Source organism: Geobacillus sp. TFV-3 (assembly GCF_009901865.1).
GTDB classification, from domain to species: domain Bacteria; phylum Bacillota; class Bacilli; order Bacillales; family Anoxybacillaceae; genus Geobacillus; species Geobacillus thermoleovorans_A.
In genome coordinates, this window is the sequence record NZ_MPSP01000001.1 from 1,679,620 (window position 1) to 1,696,382 (window position 16,763).

Annotated in this window: 13 protein-coding genes, 7 tRNA genes, 1 rRNA gene and 1 pseudogene; 2 read left to right on the plus strand and 20 right to left on the minus strand. The window is 52.8% G+C overall.

Annotated features, from left to right (window positions below; genetic code table 11):
• Window positions 1-70: 70 nt before the first annotated feature.
• The 3 genes from treR to treP form a co-directional block, all read right to left on the minus strand.
• On the minus strand, window positions 71-784 hold the full coding sequence (gene treR / locus BJQ97_RS08575; RefSeq protein ID WP_160156251.1) for a trehalose operon repressor: 714 nt from the start codon (window positions 782-784) through the stop codon (window positions 71-73).
• 22 nt (window positions 785-806) lie between these two features.
• Window positions 807-2,498, minus strand: a complete 1,692-nt coding sequence (gene treC, locus BJQ97_RS08580; protein ID WP_160156252.1) for an alpha,alpha-phosphotrehalase — start codon at window positions 2,496-2,498, stop codon at window positions 807-809.
• A gap of 115 nt (window positions 2,499-2,613) precedes the next feature.
• Window positions 2,614-4,029, minus strand: coding sequence for a PTS system trehalose-specific EIIBC component (gene treP, locus BJQ97_RS08585; protein WP_160156253.1), 1,416 nt, complete (start codon window positions 4,027-4,029; stop codon window positions 2,614-2,616).
• A gap of 293 nt (window positions 4,030-4,322) precedes the next feature.
• Here treP and BJQ97_RS08590 point away from each other — a divergent pair, with 293 nt between their 5' ends.
• A complete protein-coding gene (locus BJQ97_RS08590; protein ID WP_160156254.1) occupies window positions 4,323-5,057 on the plus strand; it encodes a MerR family transcriptional regulator in 735 nt (244 codons plus the stop codon).
• Between the two features lie 85 nt (window positions 5,058-5,142).
• On the opposite strand, the gene BJQ97_RS08595 is transcribed toward BJQ97_RS08590, so the two are convergent.
• The 7 genes and pseudogenes from BJQ97_RS08595 to BJQ97_RS08625 all read right to left on the minus strand — a co-directional run bounded on the left by BJQ97_RS08595 (window position 5,143) and on the right by BJQ97_RS08625 (window position 13,491).
• Window positions 5,143-5,487, minus strand: a complete 345-nt coding sequence (locus tag BJQ97_RS08595) for a PilZ domain-containing protein (RefSeq protein ID WP_160156255.1) — start codon at window positions 5,485-5,487, stop codon at window positions 5,143-5,145.
• A pseudogene (gene parC, locus BJQ97_RS08600) lies at window positions 5,484-7,927 on the minus strand (DNA topoisomerase IV subunit A). Before parC ends, BJQ97_RS08595 begins: the two are co-directional and overlap by 4 nt.
• A 61-nt stretch (window positions 7,928-7,988) precedes the next feature.
• Window positions 7,989-9,926, minus strand: coding sequence for a DNA topoisomerase IV subunit B (parE, locus tag BJQ97_RS08605; RefSeq protein ID WP_160156256.1), 1,938 nt, complete (start codon window positions 9,924-9,926; stop codon window positions 7,989-7,991).
• A gap of 154 nt (window positions 9,927-10,080) precedes the next feature.
• Window positions 10,081-10,500: a CoA-binding protein gene (locus BJQ97_RS08610; RefSeq protein ID WP_160156257.1), complete on the minus strand. Its 420-nt coding sequence runs from the start codon at window positions 10,498-10,500 to the stop codon at window positions 10,081-10,083.
• Between the two features lie 125 nt (window positions 10,501-10,625).
• Window positions 10,626-11,225, minus strand: a complete 600-nt coding sequence (locus tag BJQ97_RS08615) for a CBO0543 family protein (RefSeq protein WP_160156258.1) — start codon at window positions 11,223-11,225, stop codon at window positions 10,626-10,628.
• 238 nt (window positions 11,226-11,463) lie between these two features.
• Entirely contained in the window at window positions 11,464-13,140 is a 1,677-nt protein-coding gene (locus BJQ97_RS08620) for an ABC1 kinase family protein (protein ID WP_160156259.1), read from the minus strand.
• A gap of 51 nt (window positions 13,141-13,191) precedes the next feature.
• On the minus strand, window positions 13,192-13,491 hold the full coding sequence (locus BJQ97_RS08625) for a phasin family protein (protein ID WP_025950623.1): 300 nt from the start codon (window positions 13,489-13,491) through the stop codon (window positions 13,192-13,194).
• Between the two features lie 145 nt (window positions 13,492-13,636).
• On the opposite strand from BJQ97_RS08625, the gene BJQ97_RS08630 reads away from it, so the two are divergent.
• Window positions 13,637-14,482, plus strand: coding sequence for an MBL fold metallo-hydrolase (locus tag BJQ97_RS08630; protein ID WP_160156260.1), 846 nt, complete (start codon window positions 13,637-13,639; stop codon window positions 14,480-14,482).
• A 112-nt stretch (window positions 14,483-14,594) separates the two neighbouring features.
• Here the strand turns inward: BJQ97_RS08630 and BJQ97_RS08635 are convergent.
• The 10 genes from BJQ97_RS08635 to BJQ97_RS08675 all read right to left on the minus strand — a co-directional run bounded on the left by BJQ97_RS08635 (window position 14,595) and on the right by BJQ97_RS08675 (window position 16,756).
• Window positions 14,595-14,668: transfer RNA gene (locus BJQ97_RS08635), tRNA-Ile, on the minus strand.
• An 18-nt stretch (window positions 14,669-14,686) separates the two neighbouring features.
• Window positions 14,687-14,768, minus strand: a tRNA-Tyr gene (locus tag BJQ97_RS08640).
• A gap of 10 nt (window positions 14,769-14,778) precedes the next feature.
• Window positions 14,779-14,851 (minus strand) — tRNA-Thr (locus BJQ97_RS08645).
• A gap of 298 nt (window positions 14,852-15,149) precedes the next feature.
• Window positions 15,150-15,242: transfer RNA gene (locus BJQ97_RS08650), tRNA-Ser, on the minus strand.
• A gap of 17 nt (window positions 15,243-15,259) precedes the next feature.
• Window positions 15,260-15,342 (minus strand) — tRNA-Leu (locus BJQ97_RS08655).
• A gap of 6 nt (window positions 15,343-15,348) precedes the next feature.
• A tRNA-Ala gene (locus BJQ97_RS08660) sits at window positions 15,349-15,420 on the minus strand.
• A 4-nt stretch (window positions 15,421-15,424) separates the two neighbouring features.
• Window positions 15,425-15,499: transfer RNA gene (locus tag BJQ97_RS08665), tRNA-Val, on the minus strand.
• 8 nt (window positions 15,500-15,507) lie between these two features.
• Window positions 15,508-15,624: ribosomal RNA gene (rrf, locus tag BJQ97_RS08670) — 5S ribosomal RNA — on the minus strand.
• Between the two features lie 334 nt (window positions 15,625-15,958).
• Window positions 15,959-16,048, minus strand: a complete 90-nt coding sequence (locus tag BJQ97_RS17665; protein WP_236567188.1) for a putative holin-like toxin — start codon at window positions 16,046-16,048, stop codon at window positions 15,959-15,961.
• A gap of 165 nt (window positions 16,049-16,213) precedes the next feature.
• A complete protein-coding gene (locus BJQ97_RS08675) occupies window positions 16,214-16,756 on the minus strand; it encodes a GrpB family protein (protein ID WP_160156261.1) in 543 nt (180 codons plus the stop codon).
• Window positions 16,757-16,763: the final 7 nt, after the last annotated feature.

A 16,763-nucleotide genomic window follows, 5' to 3' on the forward strand; every position in this document is an offset into this window, starting at 1 on the left:
TTTGCAGCGTGGCTCACTTCCATCAGCCCCAGGCTGGCTCTCAAACAACTTGGGGGCACGGAAAGCGTCGTCATTTCCGGCGCGCAAAATCGACAAATCGGAACTTGTCGAGCCGGTGACGCGATTCCGTGTATTGAAACAATGCAGCATCGCTTAAATATACATAGTTTTTGACGACAACGACGCGGTCATCGCCGTTTAGGTCCAAATAACGGCGGTCTTCGTCCGTCGCTTCGTCGACCGATATCTCTTTTTTCGCAAAGCTGATCGGCAAATGCAGCTTCGTTTCCAAATATTCATAAATCGAGTCTTCACAAATCTCTTTGGTCAATAGAGGCACATGCTTTTTTAGGAAAAAGTCTTTATCTAAAATAATCCGCTCTCCGCCGATTTGGCGGACGCGCACAACTTTCCACACTTCATCTTTGCTTGAGGCGCGCAGCTGCTGCCGGAGTTCGCCGTCCGGCTTGATGACCGCCAGTTCATGCACAATCGTCCGCACCGGCTGTTTCATCGTTTGCGCCAATTCTTTAAAGCTGACCAGCCCAGATACGGGAAAGTCATATTTGCCGACATCAAGGACGATCGATCCTTTCCCTTTCATTTTTTGGATATAACCGTGCTCGGACAACAACTGAAGCGCTTTGCGGATCGTCTCACGCGATGTCTCATACCGGGCGGCGAGCTCGTGTTCTGACGGCAACTTGTCGTACGCCTTCCATTCTCCGCGGCGGATGCGGGAAATGAGGTCATGGTAAATGGTTAAATATTTGTTTTCATGCATAAGAATCACCGCTTGTATTGTATCACGGCCGGCGCAAAAGATAAACAACCGATTCGTATGGGCGCAGTTGCATGCGGCGAAAATCGGCCGGCGCGTCCGAATAATTGGTGAGCAGCAGTTCTCCCGTATAGCCATCGGCTCCTGCTTCTCCCGGCAGCGTGAACGTCGTTCCGACTGGATAAAAATTGTTGACAACAAGCAGCTTTTCTCCATCGCCATGACGCATATAGGCAAAAATATGCGGATCGTCCGCAAGCAGCAGCTCATAGCGCCCGGTCGTGATGATGTCATACTGCTTGCGCAATTCAATCAGCCGCTTATAGTGGTAAAAAATTGAATCGCGGTCGGAGAGCGCCTGTTTCACGTTAATGCGCCGGTAGTTGTCGGCGACGCGAATCCACGGCGTTCCGGACGTGAAACCAGCATGCGGGCTGTCGTCCCATTGCATCGGCGTGCGTGAATTGTCGCGCGATTTCCGTTGCAAAATCTCAAGCACTTCCCGCTCGCTTTTGCCTTGTTCCCGCAAAATCCGGTACATGTTGAGCGACTCGACGTCGCGGTAGTCGCGAATATCGGTGAATTTCGGGTCCGTCATGCCGATTTCTTCGCCTTGGTAAATATAGGGCGTTCCTTGCATCAAATGGATCGTCGTCGCCAGCATTTTCGCTGACTCTTTCCAATACGTCCCGTCATCACCATAGCGCGACACGATGCGCGGCTGATCGTGGTTGCACCAAAAGAGCGCGTTCCAGCCCCCGCCTTCATACATCCGGACTTGCCATTCGGATAAAATGCGTTTTAAGGCAAGGAAATCAAATGGGGCGACTGCCCATTTTTCTCCGTTCGGATAATCGACCTTCAAGTGGTGAAAGTTAAACGTCATATTCAGCTCACGGTAGTTCGGGTTCGTGTAGCGGATGCACTGATCGATCGTCGTCGACGACATTTCCCCGACCGTCATGACGTCATATTTCGAAAACACTTCGCGGTTCATCTCTTGCAAAAACTCATGAATGCGCGGTCCGTCCGTATAAAAGCGGCGCCCGTCCCCCGGCGGCACCGAACCGTCATCATCCGGAAAGCGCTGGTCTTTTGACAACAAGTTGATGACGTCAAGCCGAAAGCCATCCACTCCTTTTTTGAGCCAAAAATGCATCATGTCATAAATGCGGCGGCGCATCTCTTCGTTTTCCCAATTCAAATCAGCTTGCGTCACATCGAACAAATGCAAATAATATTGCCCGGTTCGTTCATCGTATTCCCAAGCCGAGCCGCCGAATTTCGACTGCCAGTTGTTCGGCGCTCCACCGTCCGGCCTCGGATCGCGCCAAATGTAAAACGAGCGGTATGGGTTCGTTTTCGAGGAGCGTGCCTGCTTGAACCATTCATGATCGGTTGAGGTATGGTTGACGACCATGTCCATCACCAGCTTCATGCCGCGCGCGTGCACTTCTTGAAGCAAACGGTCAAAATCGTCCATCGTTCCGTATTCAGGATGAATGCGGAAATAATCGCTGATGTCATAACCGTTGTCGCGCTGCGGCGACGCGTAGATCGGCGTCAGCCAAATGACATCGACGCCCAGTTCTTGTAAATAATCGAGCTTTTCAATGATTCCTGGCAAATCGCCGATGCCGTCTCCATTCGTGTCGTAGAAGCTTTTCGGATAAATTTGATAAACGATCGCTTTTTTCCACCAAGGGGTTGTTGACATCTCTCTTCACCTCGTTCGTCGGGATAAAAACATACCATTGGCGTCGGCGGCCAATGGTATGTTAGTAAATTGATTATTTAGAACATACTTCCCTTACTACAACAGATCTCAACCGTTAGCGGGCGCCTTTACGCACTTTCCCAAAGATAAACGTCAACGCAAACGGCACCACAATCGCCATCGCCATGCCGATAAAGAACGGCGTCCACTTTTGCGGCACGATCGACAAGAACCCCGGCAGGCCGCCGACGCCAATCGACGGAGCGATTACGTGGTTGAGCGTAATAAACATGCCGGCAATCGCCGCACCCGTCATCGCCGCAATAAACGGAAAGCGGAAGCGCAAGTTGACCCCGAACATAGCCGGCTCGGTAATGCCAAGATAAGCGGACACCGCCGATGTGAACGACAAGCCGCGCAGCTTTTCGTCTTTGGCGATAACCATCATCGCCAGCGCCGCTGACCCTTGGGCGATGTTTGACATGACCAAAATCGGCCATAAGAACGTTCCGCCCGTATTCGCAATGAGCTGCAAGTCGACCGGCAAGAACGTATGATGCATACCGGTGACGACAAGCGGCGCATACAGCGCTCCATACAGCAAACCACCGAGAGCTGGAACCGTGTCAAAAATTGTCACAAACAAGTGGGTAATGGCATTGCCGATCGCAAAGGTGACCGGCCCGATGGCGATGAACGACAAAAAGCCCGTAATGAGCAACGCAAGCGGCGCGACAAGCAACAGCTGAAACGCATCCGGTATGCGCTTACGCAAAAACAGCTCCAGCTTCGCCAGCACGTAGGACGCCGCCAAAACCGGCAACACTTGCCCTTGATAGCCTACCTTTTGCACTTCAAAGCCGAACAAGTTCCAAACTGGAATCTCTCCTTTTTCTTTCGCCGCTCCCCACCCCCAAGCGTTCAACAAATCCGGGTGGACGAGCATCAAACCAAGCACAATCCCTAAGAGCGGGCTGCCGCCGAATTTCGTCACCGCCGACCAGCCGATCAAACCGGGCAGGAAGACGAACGCCGTATTGGCGATCAAGTTAATCATCCCGGCCAAGTCGGCCCATTCTTTGTGCACCTCGACAAACGATTTCCCTTCGTAAAAAATGCCCGGGCCTGTCAAGACGTTGTTAATCCCCATTAACAAACCGGCCGTCACGATCGCCGGCAAAATCGGAATGAAAATATCAGCAAGCGTCTTAATGGCGCGCTGAAGCGGATTGAGCTTCGCTTCCGCCGCATCTTTGATCTCCTGCTTCGTCGCTCGGCTGAGGCCCGTCAGCTCGACGAGGTCATCATACACTTTATCGACAAGTCCTTGGCCGATGACGACTTGAAATTGGCCGTTGGCCGAAAACGAGCCTTTCACGACATCGATGCGTTCAAGCGCCTCTTTATCGATCTTTCCTTCATCCTTGAGCGCAAACCGGAGCCGTGTCACGCAATGCGTGGCGGCGATGATGTTGTCTTTGCCGCCGATGGCTTCAACGATTTGCGCGGCTGCTTGTTGATATGCTCCCATGGATGAATGCCTCCCTTTTCTCTCCATCGCTATGCGTAAACTAAATCGCTTTCAGCAACCGGTCGCCAAAAACTTGTATATACAACTCGATTTCATTTTATCCTGTATATACAAGTTTGTCAACATCTTTCGATGACCTTCTTCATTTTTCGACAATAGTTGTTGTTTTTTTGCTAACTTCCACTTCTTTTGTGATGTTTTGTCAAGAAGCAGGAAAATCATCAACCGAGTAGGAAAATAAACAATAATCCACACCTATTCATGCCAAACGACAAGAAAGGATGAGACATGCGATGAAAACCTATACACTTCGTGAAGCAGCGAAAAAAATCGGGGTGACGGCCCGGGATTTAAAACAATGGGAAAAACAGTTTGCAGAATCGATTGTCGTCCCGCGCACAATCGAGGGTGCGCGCATCTACACCGATGAACTGATCGATCGGTTTCGCCATATTCGCACTTGGCTTGAGGACGGCCGCCACCCGCGCGAAGTGGCTGAAATGATCAGGCAAATGGACGGACAACTGGAAGAGAGAGCCAACGAGACAGCCACTCAAGTGGAAACAGCCGTCATGGAAGGGGAAATCATCGATGTGCCCCGCCTGTTTCATCAAGGGATGCCATACATAGCTGAACAGTTGGCGGCCCGCTTAAAAGACGATATCGTCAACGCCTTGAAACAGGAAACGACAGCTGCGATCCGGCAAGCGATGGATGAGGTGAAAGGCCGCCTCGACTACATCGAGGAGCAAACGACGGCAGCTGCCGAAACGGTGCGCCGTTCGCTCCGCGATTACGAGGACGCATGGCAGCAAAAAACGGAACAGCTGCATGAACATTTGGAAACGGTCGTCGCGTTCTGTCAAGAGGAAAAAGCAAGACAGGAAGAGGAGCGAAAACAGCTCGAACTGCGCATTTTAGAACGGGAAAAAGCGTTTCGTGAGCTCGTGTTGTCGTTTCGGCAAACCGCTGCCAGCACGAGCGCTGCTCGAGCTCGGCACAAATGGTGGAAATTTTGGCAAGGATGAGCTGTTCAAAAAAATGACAAACACATTCATTGGTGTGCCATACTTCAAAAAAAAGGGGCCCCGCCAAAACGCGGGGCCTTTTGCATCATGTTCGACGGCTCTCGACCGCATGCCGTTTGATGGCTTCGATCAAGTGCACTTCTTCTTGTTTGGTTACATGGAGGCGGACGCCGTAATAGTAGGCGTGTACAAACGGTCTTTCCCAGACGAGCTGACCCCGCAGCGTAAAGGAGGCAGCGGGCAACGAAAACGAGATATCAACGGGCGTTCCCCCTGCTGAAAAGGGAAGGCGGCCTTCCGTTTCGATTTTCATCCCATGCGGGCTTAGATCATGAATGTAGACGCTGCGCTCGCCGCCGGTTATGCGCAGTTCGGCCGGAAGCGGCCGGCCAAACTGATACCGGAACGGTTCTTGACGTTTGAATCTCATCCTTCCTCCCCTTTTCCAAGCAGCTTCACCGGCTCTTTCCAGACATCCACCACCGCTCCAGCTTCGTCAATGTCCACAACAAACGAACCGGTGCTGTAACGGTCAGACGGACGGAGCGAAGAAGCTTGAATCGTTTCGATGACTCCTTTTTCCGTCCGCAGCCCAACCGTTTCTTCATCGCTACCGACAAAGACAGCGCCAACAATGCGATGCGGGTTGGACTTCACTTCACGTATGATCACAACGCCGCGCTTCGCCCGTGAGGAGGGCTCAAACTCACTCATGGCCACTTTTTTCACCGCTCCGCGCTGCGTCACGACGACGAACGAGCCCCCTCTTCCAGGCGAACGGGGCAAGCGGCGGCGACAAAGTCTCCTTCCTTCAATTGAATCCCTTTCACGCCAGCCGCACGCACGCCAACAAGGCTGATCTCCTCCTCAGCAAACAAGAGCGCATGTCCATCATGCGTCGCCAGCCAAAGATGGCCGCATCCATCCGTCGCGTAGACGGTGACGACGTCATCATCCTCTTTCACATTGACGGCCACAAGCGGTCGGGTGTAGCGCTGCACTTGGTATTGAGCAAGTTCCGTTCGCTTGACGAGCCCTTGCCTCGTCACAAAGATAAGCTGCTCCCCGTTGTTAAAGGAAGAGACTGGAACAGCGGCGACGAGTTCATCGTCGCGTTCAAGCGGAATGAGATGGGAAATGTGCTGGCCGACCTCTTTCCAACGGATATCAGGGAGCGTATGCACCGGGCAGTATAAATAGTAGCCGCGGCGGGTGAAAAGCAAAAGCACATCGGTCGTATTCATCTCGAGTTGGGCAAGCAGCCGATCCGTTTCCTTCATGCCCATGTCTTGGCCGTTTGAGGCGCTGTAGGAACGATAGCTCGTCCGCTTCACATATCCTTCTTTTGTTACAGTGACGATTACATCTTCCGCCGGAATGAGCGCCTCCATCTTGACTTTCAGCTCTTCAATCTCCTCTTCAATCACCGTCCGCCGCTCGTCGGCGTATTGCTTTTTCATGGCTTTTAATTCTTTTTTAATCACGGACAACAGCTTTTTCTCATCAGCCAAGACCGCGGTCAGTTCCGCGATCGTTTTGTCGAGCTCGTCCGCTTCTTGACGCAGCGCCGTGATATCGGTGTTCGTCAGTCTGTACAGCTGAAGCGTCACGATCGCCTCGGCCTGCGCTTCGGTGAATCCGTAATGAGCCATCAGCCGTTCTTTGGCGTCGCGCTTGTCGCTTGCAGCGCGAATCGTCGCAATCACCTCATCCAAAATGGAAAGCGCCCGAATCAAGCCGTCGACGATGTGCTTCCGCTCGTTCGCTTTTTTCAGCTCAAAATGCGAGCGGTTGGTGACGACTTCTTTCCGGTGGGCGATGTAGGCATCCAACAGCTCCGGCAAACTCATCAGCTTCGGCCGGCGCTCATGGATCGCCACCATGTTGAAGCTGTACGGCACTTGCAAATCCGTGTTTTTGTACAAGTAGTTGAGAATCGCTTCCGCATCGGCGTCTTTTTTCAACTCGATGACAATCGACAACCCGTTCCGGTCCGTTTCATCGCGCACATCGGCGATGCCGTCGAGCTTTTTGTCGAGGCGAAGCTCGTCCATTTTTTTCACTAAATTCGCTTTGTTCACTTCATACGGCAGTTCCGTGATGACAATGTGCTTTTTCCCGCCTTTTCCCTGCTCGATGGCGGCTTTGGCGCGGATGATGATTTTCCCGCGTCCCGTTTCATACGCCTTGCGGATGCCGTCTTTCCCTTGGATAATGCCGCCGGTCGGAAAATCGGGGCCGGGAAGAACCGTCATCAGCTCGTCAACGGTGCAATCCGGCCGGTCGATCCGCATCAAGACGGCGTCGATCACCTCGCCAAGCGCATGCGGGGGAATGTCGGTCGCATAGCCGGCCGAAATCCCGGTCGAGCCGTTCACCAACAAATTCGGAAACATCGCCGGCAAGACAGTCGGCTCATCGGTCGTATCGTCAAAGTTCGGCACAAACGGAACCGTTTCTTTGTCAATATCCCGAAGCAATTCGGCGGCAATCGCCGACAGGCGCGCCTCTGTGTAGCGCATCGCCGCGGGCGGGTCGCCGTCGATGCTGCCGTTGTTGCCGTGCATCTCCACAAGCACGTTGCGCAGCTTCCAATCTTGGCTCATCCGCACCATCGCTTCATACACCGATGAGTCGCCGTGCGGATGGAAGTTGCCGATCACGTTCCCCACCGTTTTCGCCGCTTTGCGAAACGGTTTATCAGCCGTGTTGCCATCAATGTACATCGCATATAAAATGCGGCGCTGCACGGGCTTCAACCCGTCGCGCGCATCCGGGAGCGCCCGGTCTTGGATAATGTATTTGCTGTAGCGGCCAAAGCGGTCGCCCAACACGTCTTCTAAAGGCAATTCCAACAATCGCTCTGTCATGCTCTCTCTCCTTTCTCACTGAACATAAACGGCAAAAAGGCGGCGCCTCTTCGTGCCGCCATCAGCCGATCCATCCTGGTTCCTCTTCAAGCCCGAAGGCGACGTGCGTTTCGATCCATTTGCGGCGCGGCTCGACTTTGTCGCCCATGAGTGTCGTCACCCGCCGCTCAGCGCGGGCAGCGTCTTCAATGCGCACGCGGATCAACGTGCGTGTTTCCGGGTTCATCGTCGTTTCCCATAGCTGGTCAGCGTTCATTTCCCCTAACCCTTTGTAGCGCTGAATCGTATAGCCGCGTCCCAGTCGTGTCGTAATGTCCCGCAGTTGCTCATCCGTCCACGCGTATTCAATGATTTCTTTTTTGCCGCTTTTTTTGCTGATTTTGTAAAGCGGCGGCAAGGCGATGTACACTTTTCCCGCTTCAACGAGCGGGCGCATGTAGCGGTAAAAAAACGTCAAAAGCAACACTTGAATATGGGCGCCGTCCGTGTCGGCATCGGTCATGATGATCACTTTGTCATAGTTGACATCCTCAAGCGAAAAGTCCGCGCCGACGCCTCCGCCGATGGCGTGGATGATCGTATTGATTTCCTCGTTTTTCAAAATATCGCCAAGCTTCGCCTTTTCCGTGTTGATGACTTTTCCGCGCAGCGGGAGCACCGCCTGGAAGCGGCGGTCGCGCCCTTGTTTCGCCGAACCGCCCGCCGAATCGCCTTCAACGAGATAGAGCTCATTTTTTTGCGGATTGCGCCCTTGCGCCGGCGTCAGCTTGCCGCTTAAAAGCGCCTCTTTCCCTTTCCGCTTTTTGCCGCTTCTTGCCTCTTCGCGCGCTTTACGTGCCGCTTCGCGCGCTTGATACGCCCGGATCGCTTTTTTGATGAGCATCGCGCTTACGTCCGGGTTTTCTTGCAAAAAGTACATGAGCTGCTCGGACACGACCGCATCGACGGCCGAACGCGCTTCGCTCGTTCCGAGCTTTCCTTTCGTCTGCCCTTCAAATTGAAGTAAATGCTCCGGAATGCGCACGGAAACGACCGCGGACAACCCTTCGCGAATATCGGACCCTTCGAGGTTTTTGTCCTTTTCCTTGAGCAGACCAACGCGCCGGGCGTATTCGTTAAACACGCGCGTCATCGCCGTTTTCGCACCCGCCTCATGCGTGCCGCCGTCTTTTGTGCGCACGTTGTTGACAAACGACAGCACGTTTTCCGAATAGCCGTCATGAAACTGGAACGCAAACTCGACCTCAATGCCGTTTTGCTCGCCGGCAAAATAAACGACCGGGTGAAGCACATCTTTGTCCTCATTCAAATAGGCGACAAACGCTTCAATTCCGTTTTCGTAGTGGAACACCTCGCGCATGCCGGTCCGTTCGTCAATGAGTTCAATTTTCAGCCCTTTTAACAAAAACGCCGATTCACGCAGCCGCTCGCTCAACGTCTCATAATCAAAGACCGTTGTGCTGAAAATCGTTGGGTCCGGCTTAAACTGGACGATCGTCCCGGTTTTGTCTGTAGTTCCAATTTTTTCAAGTGCCGTCACCGGTTTGCCTCCATGCTCAAACCGCTGCTGGTAAATGAATCCATCACGATGAATCGTGACGACGAGCCATTCGGATAAGGCGTTGACAACCGACGCCCCGACTCCGTGCAGGCCGCCGCTCGTTTTATAGCCCCCTTGGCCGAACTTGCCGCCGGCATGAAGCACGGTCAAAATGACTTCCGGCGTCGGCTTGCCGAGCCTATGCATCCCGACCGGCATGCCGCGCCCTTCGTCGAGGACGGTGATGCTGTTGTCTTTATGTATTTGCACCAAAATGTAATTCCCATATCCGGCCAACGCCTCATCGACTGAATTGTCAACGATTTCATAGACAAGATGATGCAAGCCGCGGCTGTCGGTGCTGCCAATGTACATTCCCGGCCGCTTCCTGACTGCCTCAAGTCCTTCCAACACTTGAATGGCATCTTCGTTATATTCGTATGTCGCTCGCTTTGCCACAAGGACACCCCTTCCTCCAAAAACAAGAACATCTGTTTCTATTGTATCATAAACTTTCCGACTGTCCATTGTCTTTTGACATCCCCCGACAAATTCGGACAAGCGCGACAAAAAAACGAAAGGACCATCTCGAACAAGATGGCCGTTTCATGGATTAAGCACGCTTGGTGAGCGCATGTTCCACTTTAATGCAGCGGTCCATAATGACCGTGCAGCCTTTTTCTTTCAAAAAGCGATACGCCTCCTCATTGACGACGCCAAGCTGCGCCCAAAACACGTCGGCGTCGATTTGCACAAACTCTCTGGCCAGCTCAGGCAAATGTTCAGAGCGGCGGAACACATCGACGATGTCGACATGACCTTCGATGTCAGTCAAGCGGTCAACCGCCGGAATGCCTTCCCACTCATCGATCATCGGATTGACCGGAATGATTTCGTATCCAGCGTCTTTCATCGCTTTCGCCACCATATACGACTCGCGCTCTGGATTGTTGGACAACCCGACGACGGCAATCCGCTTCGCCTTGCGCAAAATCTCGCCGATTTCTTCACGGCTTGGGTTGACAATGGGCATCGGGTCCTCTCCTTCCTTTTCTCTCTTTTTTTGCAGTACTTGTTTCGCGATGGAGAAAGAAAAATCCTTCTATGAGACGGAAAATGTTTCGGGCCCCTTCCAGAAAAACACAGCCCTGTTCCTTGCTACAAACCGCTGTCGCGCAACCCCCATCCCGCATACATGCCCGCCAAAAAAACGGTCGTCATGGCAATCGCATGGACGATGATCCATCCCCACCGGCCGTAGCGGAAAGAGGAAGCCGCAAGCGGGGAGCGCGCTTTTCTGGGGACAATTTTTCCGCCCATCCACTCAAAGAACAGCAAATACAGCCACCAAGCGGTGTACGAATCCCACGCATCCCACTTCTTATAATCAATCAGAGAGAGCGGCGATACAAGCGCGATCAACTCAAACAGCATAATCAACTGCACCATCGCAAAGTAAAAGGGGAGCTTCCATGCCCAGCTTTCCGGACTGTACTTGACTCCAAACAAAACGAAAAACGGAATGATGGTTGCCATTTCCACGAGCGGAATCGGTGTATGGGGAACAAGTTTGACAGGGAAGGAGTAAAATCCGGCATAAACAAATGCAAAGCAAAGAACGATGCCGGCCACCGCGCTGAATGCATACAAAACCGCATATGTCCGTACATGCTGTTTGGAAATCCAAAAAATTCCTGCAACACTCAACGTGACTGCTAGGAGTTCCACCGCCCAAACAACAGGTAGAGAAACAGTCATCATCGATCCTCCCTAAACCCCTTTTCCACTCCCCAAACGCTGTCTCAGACAGCACCGTTAGTATAATCCAAAGCGTGGAATTTATGCTGGAATCCTCACCGGCTTTCCACTCCAGCTGTCTACCTAGCATCGCTTAACAAACGTGCTTCGTGCATGTATGGCGATGAAAAAAGGAGTCCCGTTGTGTTTGGGGCACCCTCGACGGATCGGACTGCATCAAACATTCAAGAATTTTCGACTAAAATTTTCCTGAACGAAAAATCGAGTAAAGCAGCCACCCGAATAGAAAAGCGGACACTCCCAATCCAATTTCAACAGCAGGAATATTCCACAGCAACGTTGACGTCCGGCCCAGTGATGAAGCGATCATAAGGCCGACGAGGACGATGCTCAGCGAAAGAAGAACGATGCTGAACGACAGCCGGTTCGTAATCTGATCGAGCTTCTGCAGCAGCGCTTCCAAATCAGGAGCCGTGATTTCCAACCGAAGCTTGCCATGCCGCATCATTTTCGTCCATTCCTTTACGCCCCCCGGTAGTCGGAGCAGCCATTCACCATAATCAAAAATCCGTTTCCACGCTGTTTCCGCCACGCGGTCGGGACGAAGCCGCTCTTTCATCAATCTTCTTCCAAACGGTTCGGCGACGTCCATAATGCGAAACTGCGGGTCAAGCGTCTCCACGACCCCTTCGACCGTCAACAGCGCTTTCCCTAGCAGCGTCAAATCGCTTGGGATGCGAATGCCATGGCGAAATGCCACCGAAAGCAAATCCTCGACGGCTTCCCCGAGACTCACCTCACTGAGCGGAACGCGGTAGTATTTCTCCCGCAGCTCGTCAATATCATCGCGCAATTTTCCTTCATCGACCCCGTCAGGCACAATCCCTAAACCGTAAATCGCACCCAACACCCCATCCGTGTTTTGCCGCATTAAGGCGATGATGAGTGAGGAAAGATGATGTTTGACATGAGGTCGAAGGCGGCCCATCAAGCCAAAGTCAATGAAGGAAAGCCTTCCATCGTCAAGAACGAATACATTGCCAGGATGAGGGTCGCCATGAAAAAATCCATGCTCAAACATTTGTTTAAAGGTTGCTTCAGCCAAACGTTCGGCGATCGTTTTTAAGGAGTGGCCGTTCGCTTTCAGCCGCTCGAGCTCCCCAAGTTTCATTCCTTCGACATATTCCATCGTGAGCACGGTTTTCGTCGTATAATCCCAAAACACCGTCGGGACATACACCGACGAATCGCCGGCAAACTGCTGTGCAAACCGTTCCGCATGGCGCGCCTCGACTGTATAGTCCAGCTCCTGCCGTAATGAACGCGCCAGTTCATCGACAATCTCAGACAATTGGTAGGTTGCCGCCCAATCGAGACGACGTTCCGCCAGCACGGCCAAATCTTGCAAAATTTCCAGATCCGTCTCCACCCGCGCAGCGATGTGCGGACGCTGCACTTTCACCGCCACGGCTTGTCCGGAAGGAAGAACCGCCCGGTGCACTTGTCCGAGCGAAGCGGCCGCGAGCGGCGTTTCGTCAAATGAACGAAACAACGTTTCAAGCGACTCCCCCAGTTCGGTTTCCACCGACCGGCGAACGTCGGCAAACGGAAACGGCGGAACTTGGTCTTGCAGTTTTTCGAGCTCGCTGATGATTGGAGCGGGAATCAAATCCGGCCGTGTGCTGGCAATTTGCCCGAGCTTCACGAACGTCGGGCCGAGCTCCTCGAGCACAAGGCGGAGCCGCTCCCCGACCGTTTTTCCTTCCTTTTTCCCTTGCTCCGCTCTCCAGCGCGGCGGCAACGAAAGAAACGACGAAAAGCCGAGCTCATCGACGATCATTCCGAATCCGTGCCGAAGCAAGGAGACAGCGATTTCGTGATACCTTCCGATATGGCGCATCCGTTTTCCGATCATCGGGACATCTCTCCTAAGGCAGCAAAAAGCGAGCGGGCAGGCCGCATCGGTTTACTGCCCGCTTTGTTCCTTTTCCTCAAGGCGGCGGATTCGCTCCTCGAGCTGCCGTACGTCTTCTTTTGTCGCCAGTTCAAGCTTGTCGATCACTTGTTTGATTTGCTCGCGCACGAGCCGCTGCACTTCCGTTTTCCGCGCTTCGGTCTGCTGCTTCCATTGATCGATCACTTCCTTCGATTCGTCAAGCGACAATTCCCCTTTTTTGACAAGCTCGTCAATGATCTTTTCCACTTGTTCTTTGCTTGCAATCGCCAGTCCCAGCCCGAATGCCAATCCTTTTTTCAAAATGCTCATTCGTTTGAAGCCTCCTTGTGACATTCTGTTTTCCTTATTGTACCATTGTTTGACGCTTCATGTCGAGTTAGACTAGCCCCCTCTGTATAGGAGGCAAGGCAATGCGGCATGCTATCGTTGGACAACGATTCAAAGGAGGGATTTGATGGCCGACGAACCATTGTATTACGGGGAAGACTATCATTTTATTCCTGCGACGTCTGTGGCAAGCGGCGTCGGAGTGAGTGTATTGCCCGACCTGTACTGCCATACGATCCAAATCGTCAACATTTGCCTTATCGGCCGTCCTGGCGACGCATTCGTCCTCGTCGATGCGGGGATGCCGGGGGCAGCAGATGATATTATTTCTGCCGTGGAAAACCGCTTTGGCAGCGGCAGCCGCCCGCAAGCCATTATTTTGACTCACGGCCACTTTGACCACGTTGGAGCATTAATTGAACTCGTCCGGGAATGGAATGTACCGGTGTACGCCCACAAAGACGAGCTGCCGTATTTGACTGGCAAAGCGCGCTACCCGGAACCGGACGCATCCGTTCAGGGAGGGTTTCTCGCCAAAATCTCGACGTTTTTCCCAAACGAACCGATCCATCTTGGCAACCGTGTCCAACCTCTCCCTGAGGATGGCACCGTCCCGCACTTGCCGGAATTTCGTTGGATTCACACGCCTGGACACACACCGGGGCACATTTCCTTGTTCCGCCCGCGCGATGCGGCCTTAATCGCTGGCGATGCGTTTGTCACCGTGCGCCAAGATTCGCTGTATAAAGTGTTGACCCAACAAATCGAAATCAGCGGCCCGCCGCGCTACTATACGACCGACTGGGAAGCCGCCCGCGAGTCGGTGCGCAAACTGGCCGCCCTCTTCCCATCGGTCGCTGTTACGGGACACGGCGCCCCGGTGTCAGGAGACGAATTGCGCGAAGGATTGACGAAACTCGCCCGCGATTTTGACCGCATCGCTGTCCCGGATTATGGGAAGTATGTCCATTGATTGAACGCCCTCCCGCCTACGGTTACGCTAAGGGAAACTTCAAAACGACAAAAAAGAAAGGCTGACCCAAAATGCAAGTGCATTTCAAGCCAGCCCCTTCCGTCATAACAAATGGGCCTAAGTGGACTTGAACCACCGACCTCACGCTTATCAGGCGTGCGCTCTGACCAGCTGAGCTATAGGCCCGTTGATGGAAAAGAAAAATGGAGGGGGACGGATTCGAACCGCCGAACCCAAAGGGAGCGGATTTACAGTCCGCCGCGTTTAGCCACTTCGCTACCCCTCCGTAATAACGATGCCGACTGCAGGACTCGAACCCGCAACCTACTGATTACGATTCAGTTGCTCTACCAATTGAGCTAAGTCGGCATAATATGAGTAAACCGTGACTCGTTGGTTTCTGTTGTGTCCCTTCCTCTTCCAGCCAATTCGATGAAGCGGGATGCGTCGGGACAACTCGAAGCAAATTCGACGAAGCGGATGCTCGTCTCTACCAATTGAGCTAAGTCGGCATAATATGAGTAAACCGTGACTCGTTGATTTCTGTTGTGTCCCTTCCTCTTCCAGCCAATTCGATGAAGCGGGATGCGTCGGGACAACTCGAAGCGAATTCGATGATGCTTATGCTCGTCTCTACCAATTGAGCTAAGTCTCCATGATCGCTGTATGGCGGAGGAGGAGGGATTCGAACCCCCGCGGGCTGTGACACCCCTATCGGTTTTCGAAACCGACCCCTTCAGCCAGACTTGGGTACTCCTCCGTAGCTGTTTGGAGCGATGCGGTCGAGAGGACTTGAACCTCCACGGGGTCGCCCCCACTAGGCCCTCAACCTAGCGCGTCTGCCATTCCGCCACGACCGCATGCAATGGAGCGTAGGGGATTTGAACCCCTGACCTCTTCGCTGCCAGCGAAGCGTTCTCCCCCTGAACTAACGCCCCATGATGGTGGAGTATACTGGGATCGAACCAGTGACCCCCACGCTGTCAACGTGGTGCTCTCCCGCTGAGCTAATACTCCACGCGATTGCCTAGCAGCGACCTACTCTTGCAGGGGCGCTGGCCCCAACTACCATCGGCGCTGGAGGGCTTAACTTCCGTGTTCGGGATGGGAACGGGTGTTTCCCCTCCGCTATCACCACTAGGCAATGGCGACGATATTTATTATAAAACAACCAAACAGTTTGTCAAGGATTTTTTGTTTTAGTTCCTTCAGAATCGGAACGACAATGTAAAATTTACTATAAAAAAATGAAAGAGTCAACCGTCTTTTTCATTTTTGTCGATCTTTACTGTCCCTTTCTCTAAAGTTCTTGTCATCCCCTTCCCTATGCGCGTATAATAAAAGAAGCAGGAACGTATAATAAAGCAGGACATTGGCGGCCACCAATGCCCTGTCCATACACAGCCGCTGCAAGAAGCGCAGTGGCCCAAGCCTCGGGCATCGTAACCTACCCTCGCCTCGGCCTAGCAGGGTGGGTTACTTTTTGTCTTTTGATACGGCGATCACCGCGACGATGAGTGACGCAAACGCAATCATGAGCGTCAGCGCGTCGGCAATCGGCATCATCAGCACCACCCCCTTTCGTTCAGGGAGTGGCCACTGCCCACCCTGCATATGGCTGTGCATGTTTCATTATACCATCAAATCAAGCAAATGCGAATATGCATTCGCATCCTCGTTGAAAATTAGGAAGGTTTCCCTACCTGAGGGATACAAACGCCACCTTGCGCGTTATTTCGTGCCATCACGTCCACAACCTCCTCCCCCTTCGCTTCCTTGCAGCCGCTGAAACTCCGGCGTTTTCATCAGGTACCCGAAAAACTGTTGTTTCGCCTGTCGGTATTCTTCCATGTTTTTTCCTTCGTATTTCTTTTTCAACTCATCATATTCGACTCTATACCGATCGTTGGCCAGCAACACCTCGCGAAACTTCCAAAACAGATCAAGTTCCGAACCAATGGCCGTCAGCTGCACTCCTAACGGCAAATCAGCCATCTCATCATAAAACGCGCAAAATGAATCGGTCCGAATACTTTCCTCATTCACCTTATACAAGGTAGATAGCTTCTCGATCGCCTCCACAAACATCGACTTCGGAACCCGCACTTGCAGGTCCACATCCCCTTTCGTGAGACTGTTGGGAATCGCCGTGCTTCCGACATGCTGCACATCTGCTTTGGGAAGCAACCACAAAATACGCTCTTGATGTTCCAAAAACATACGTTCCGCCCGCTCGCGAATCTCATTGGAAAGCAAAAAAGAAACGAGTTCCATGTCCATT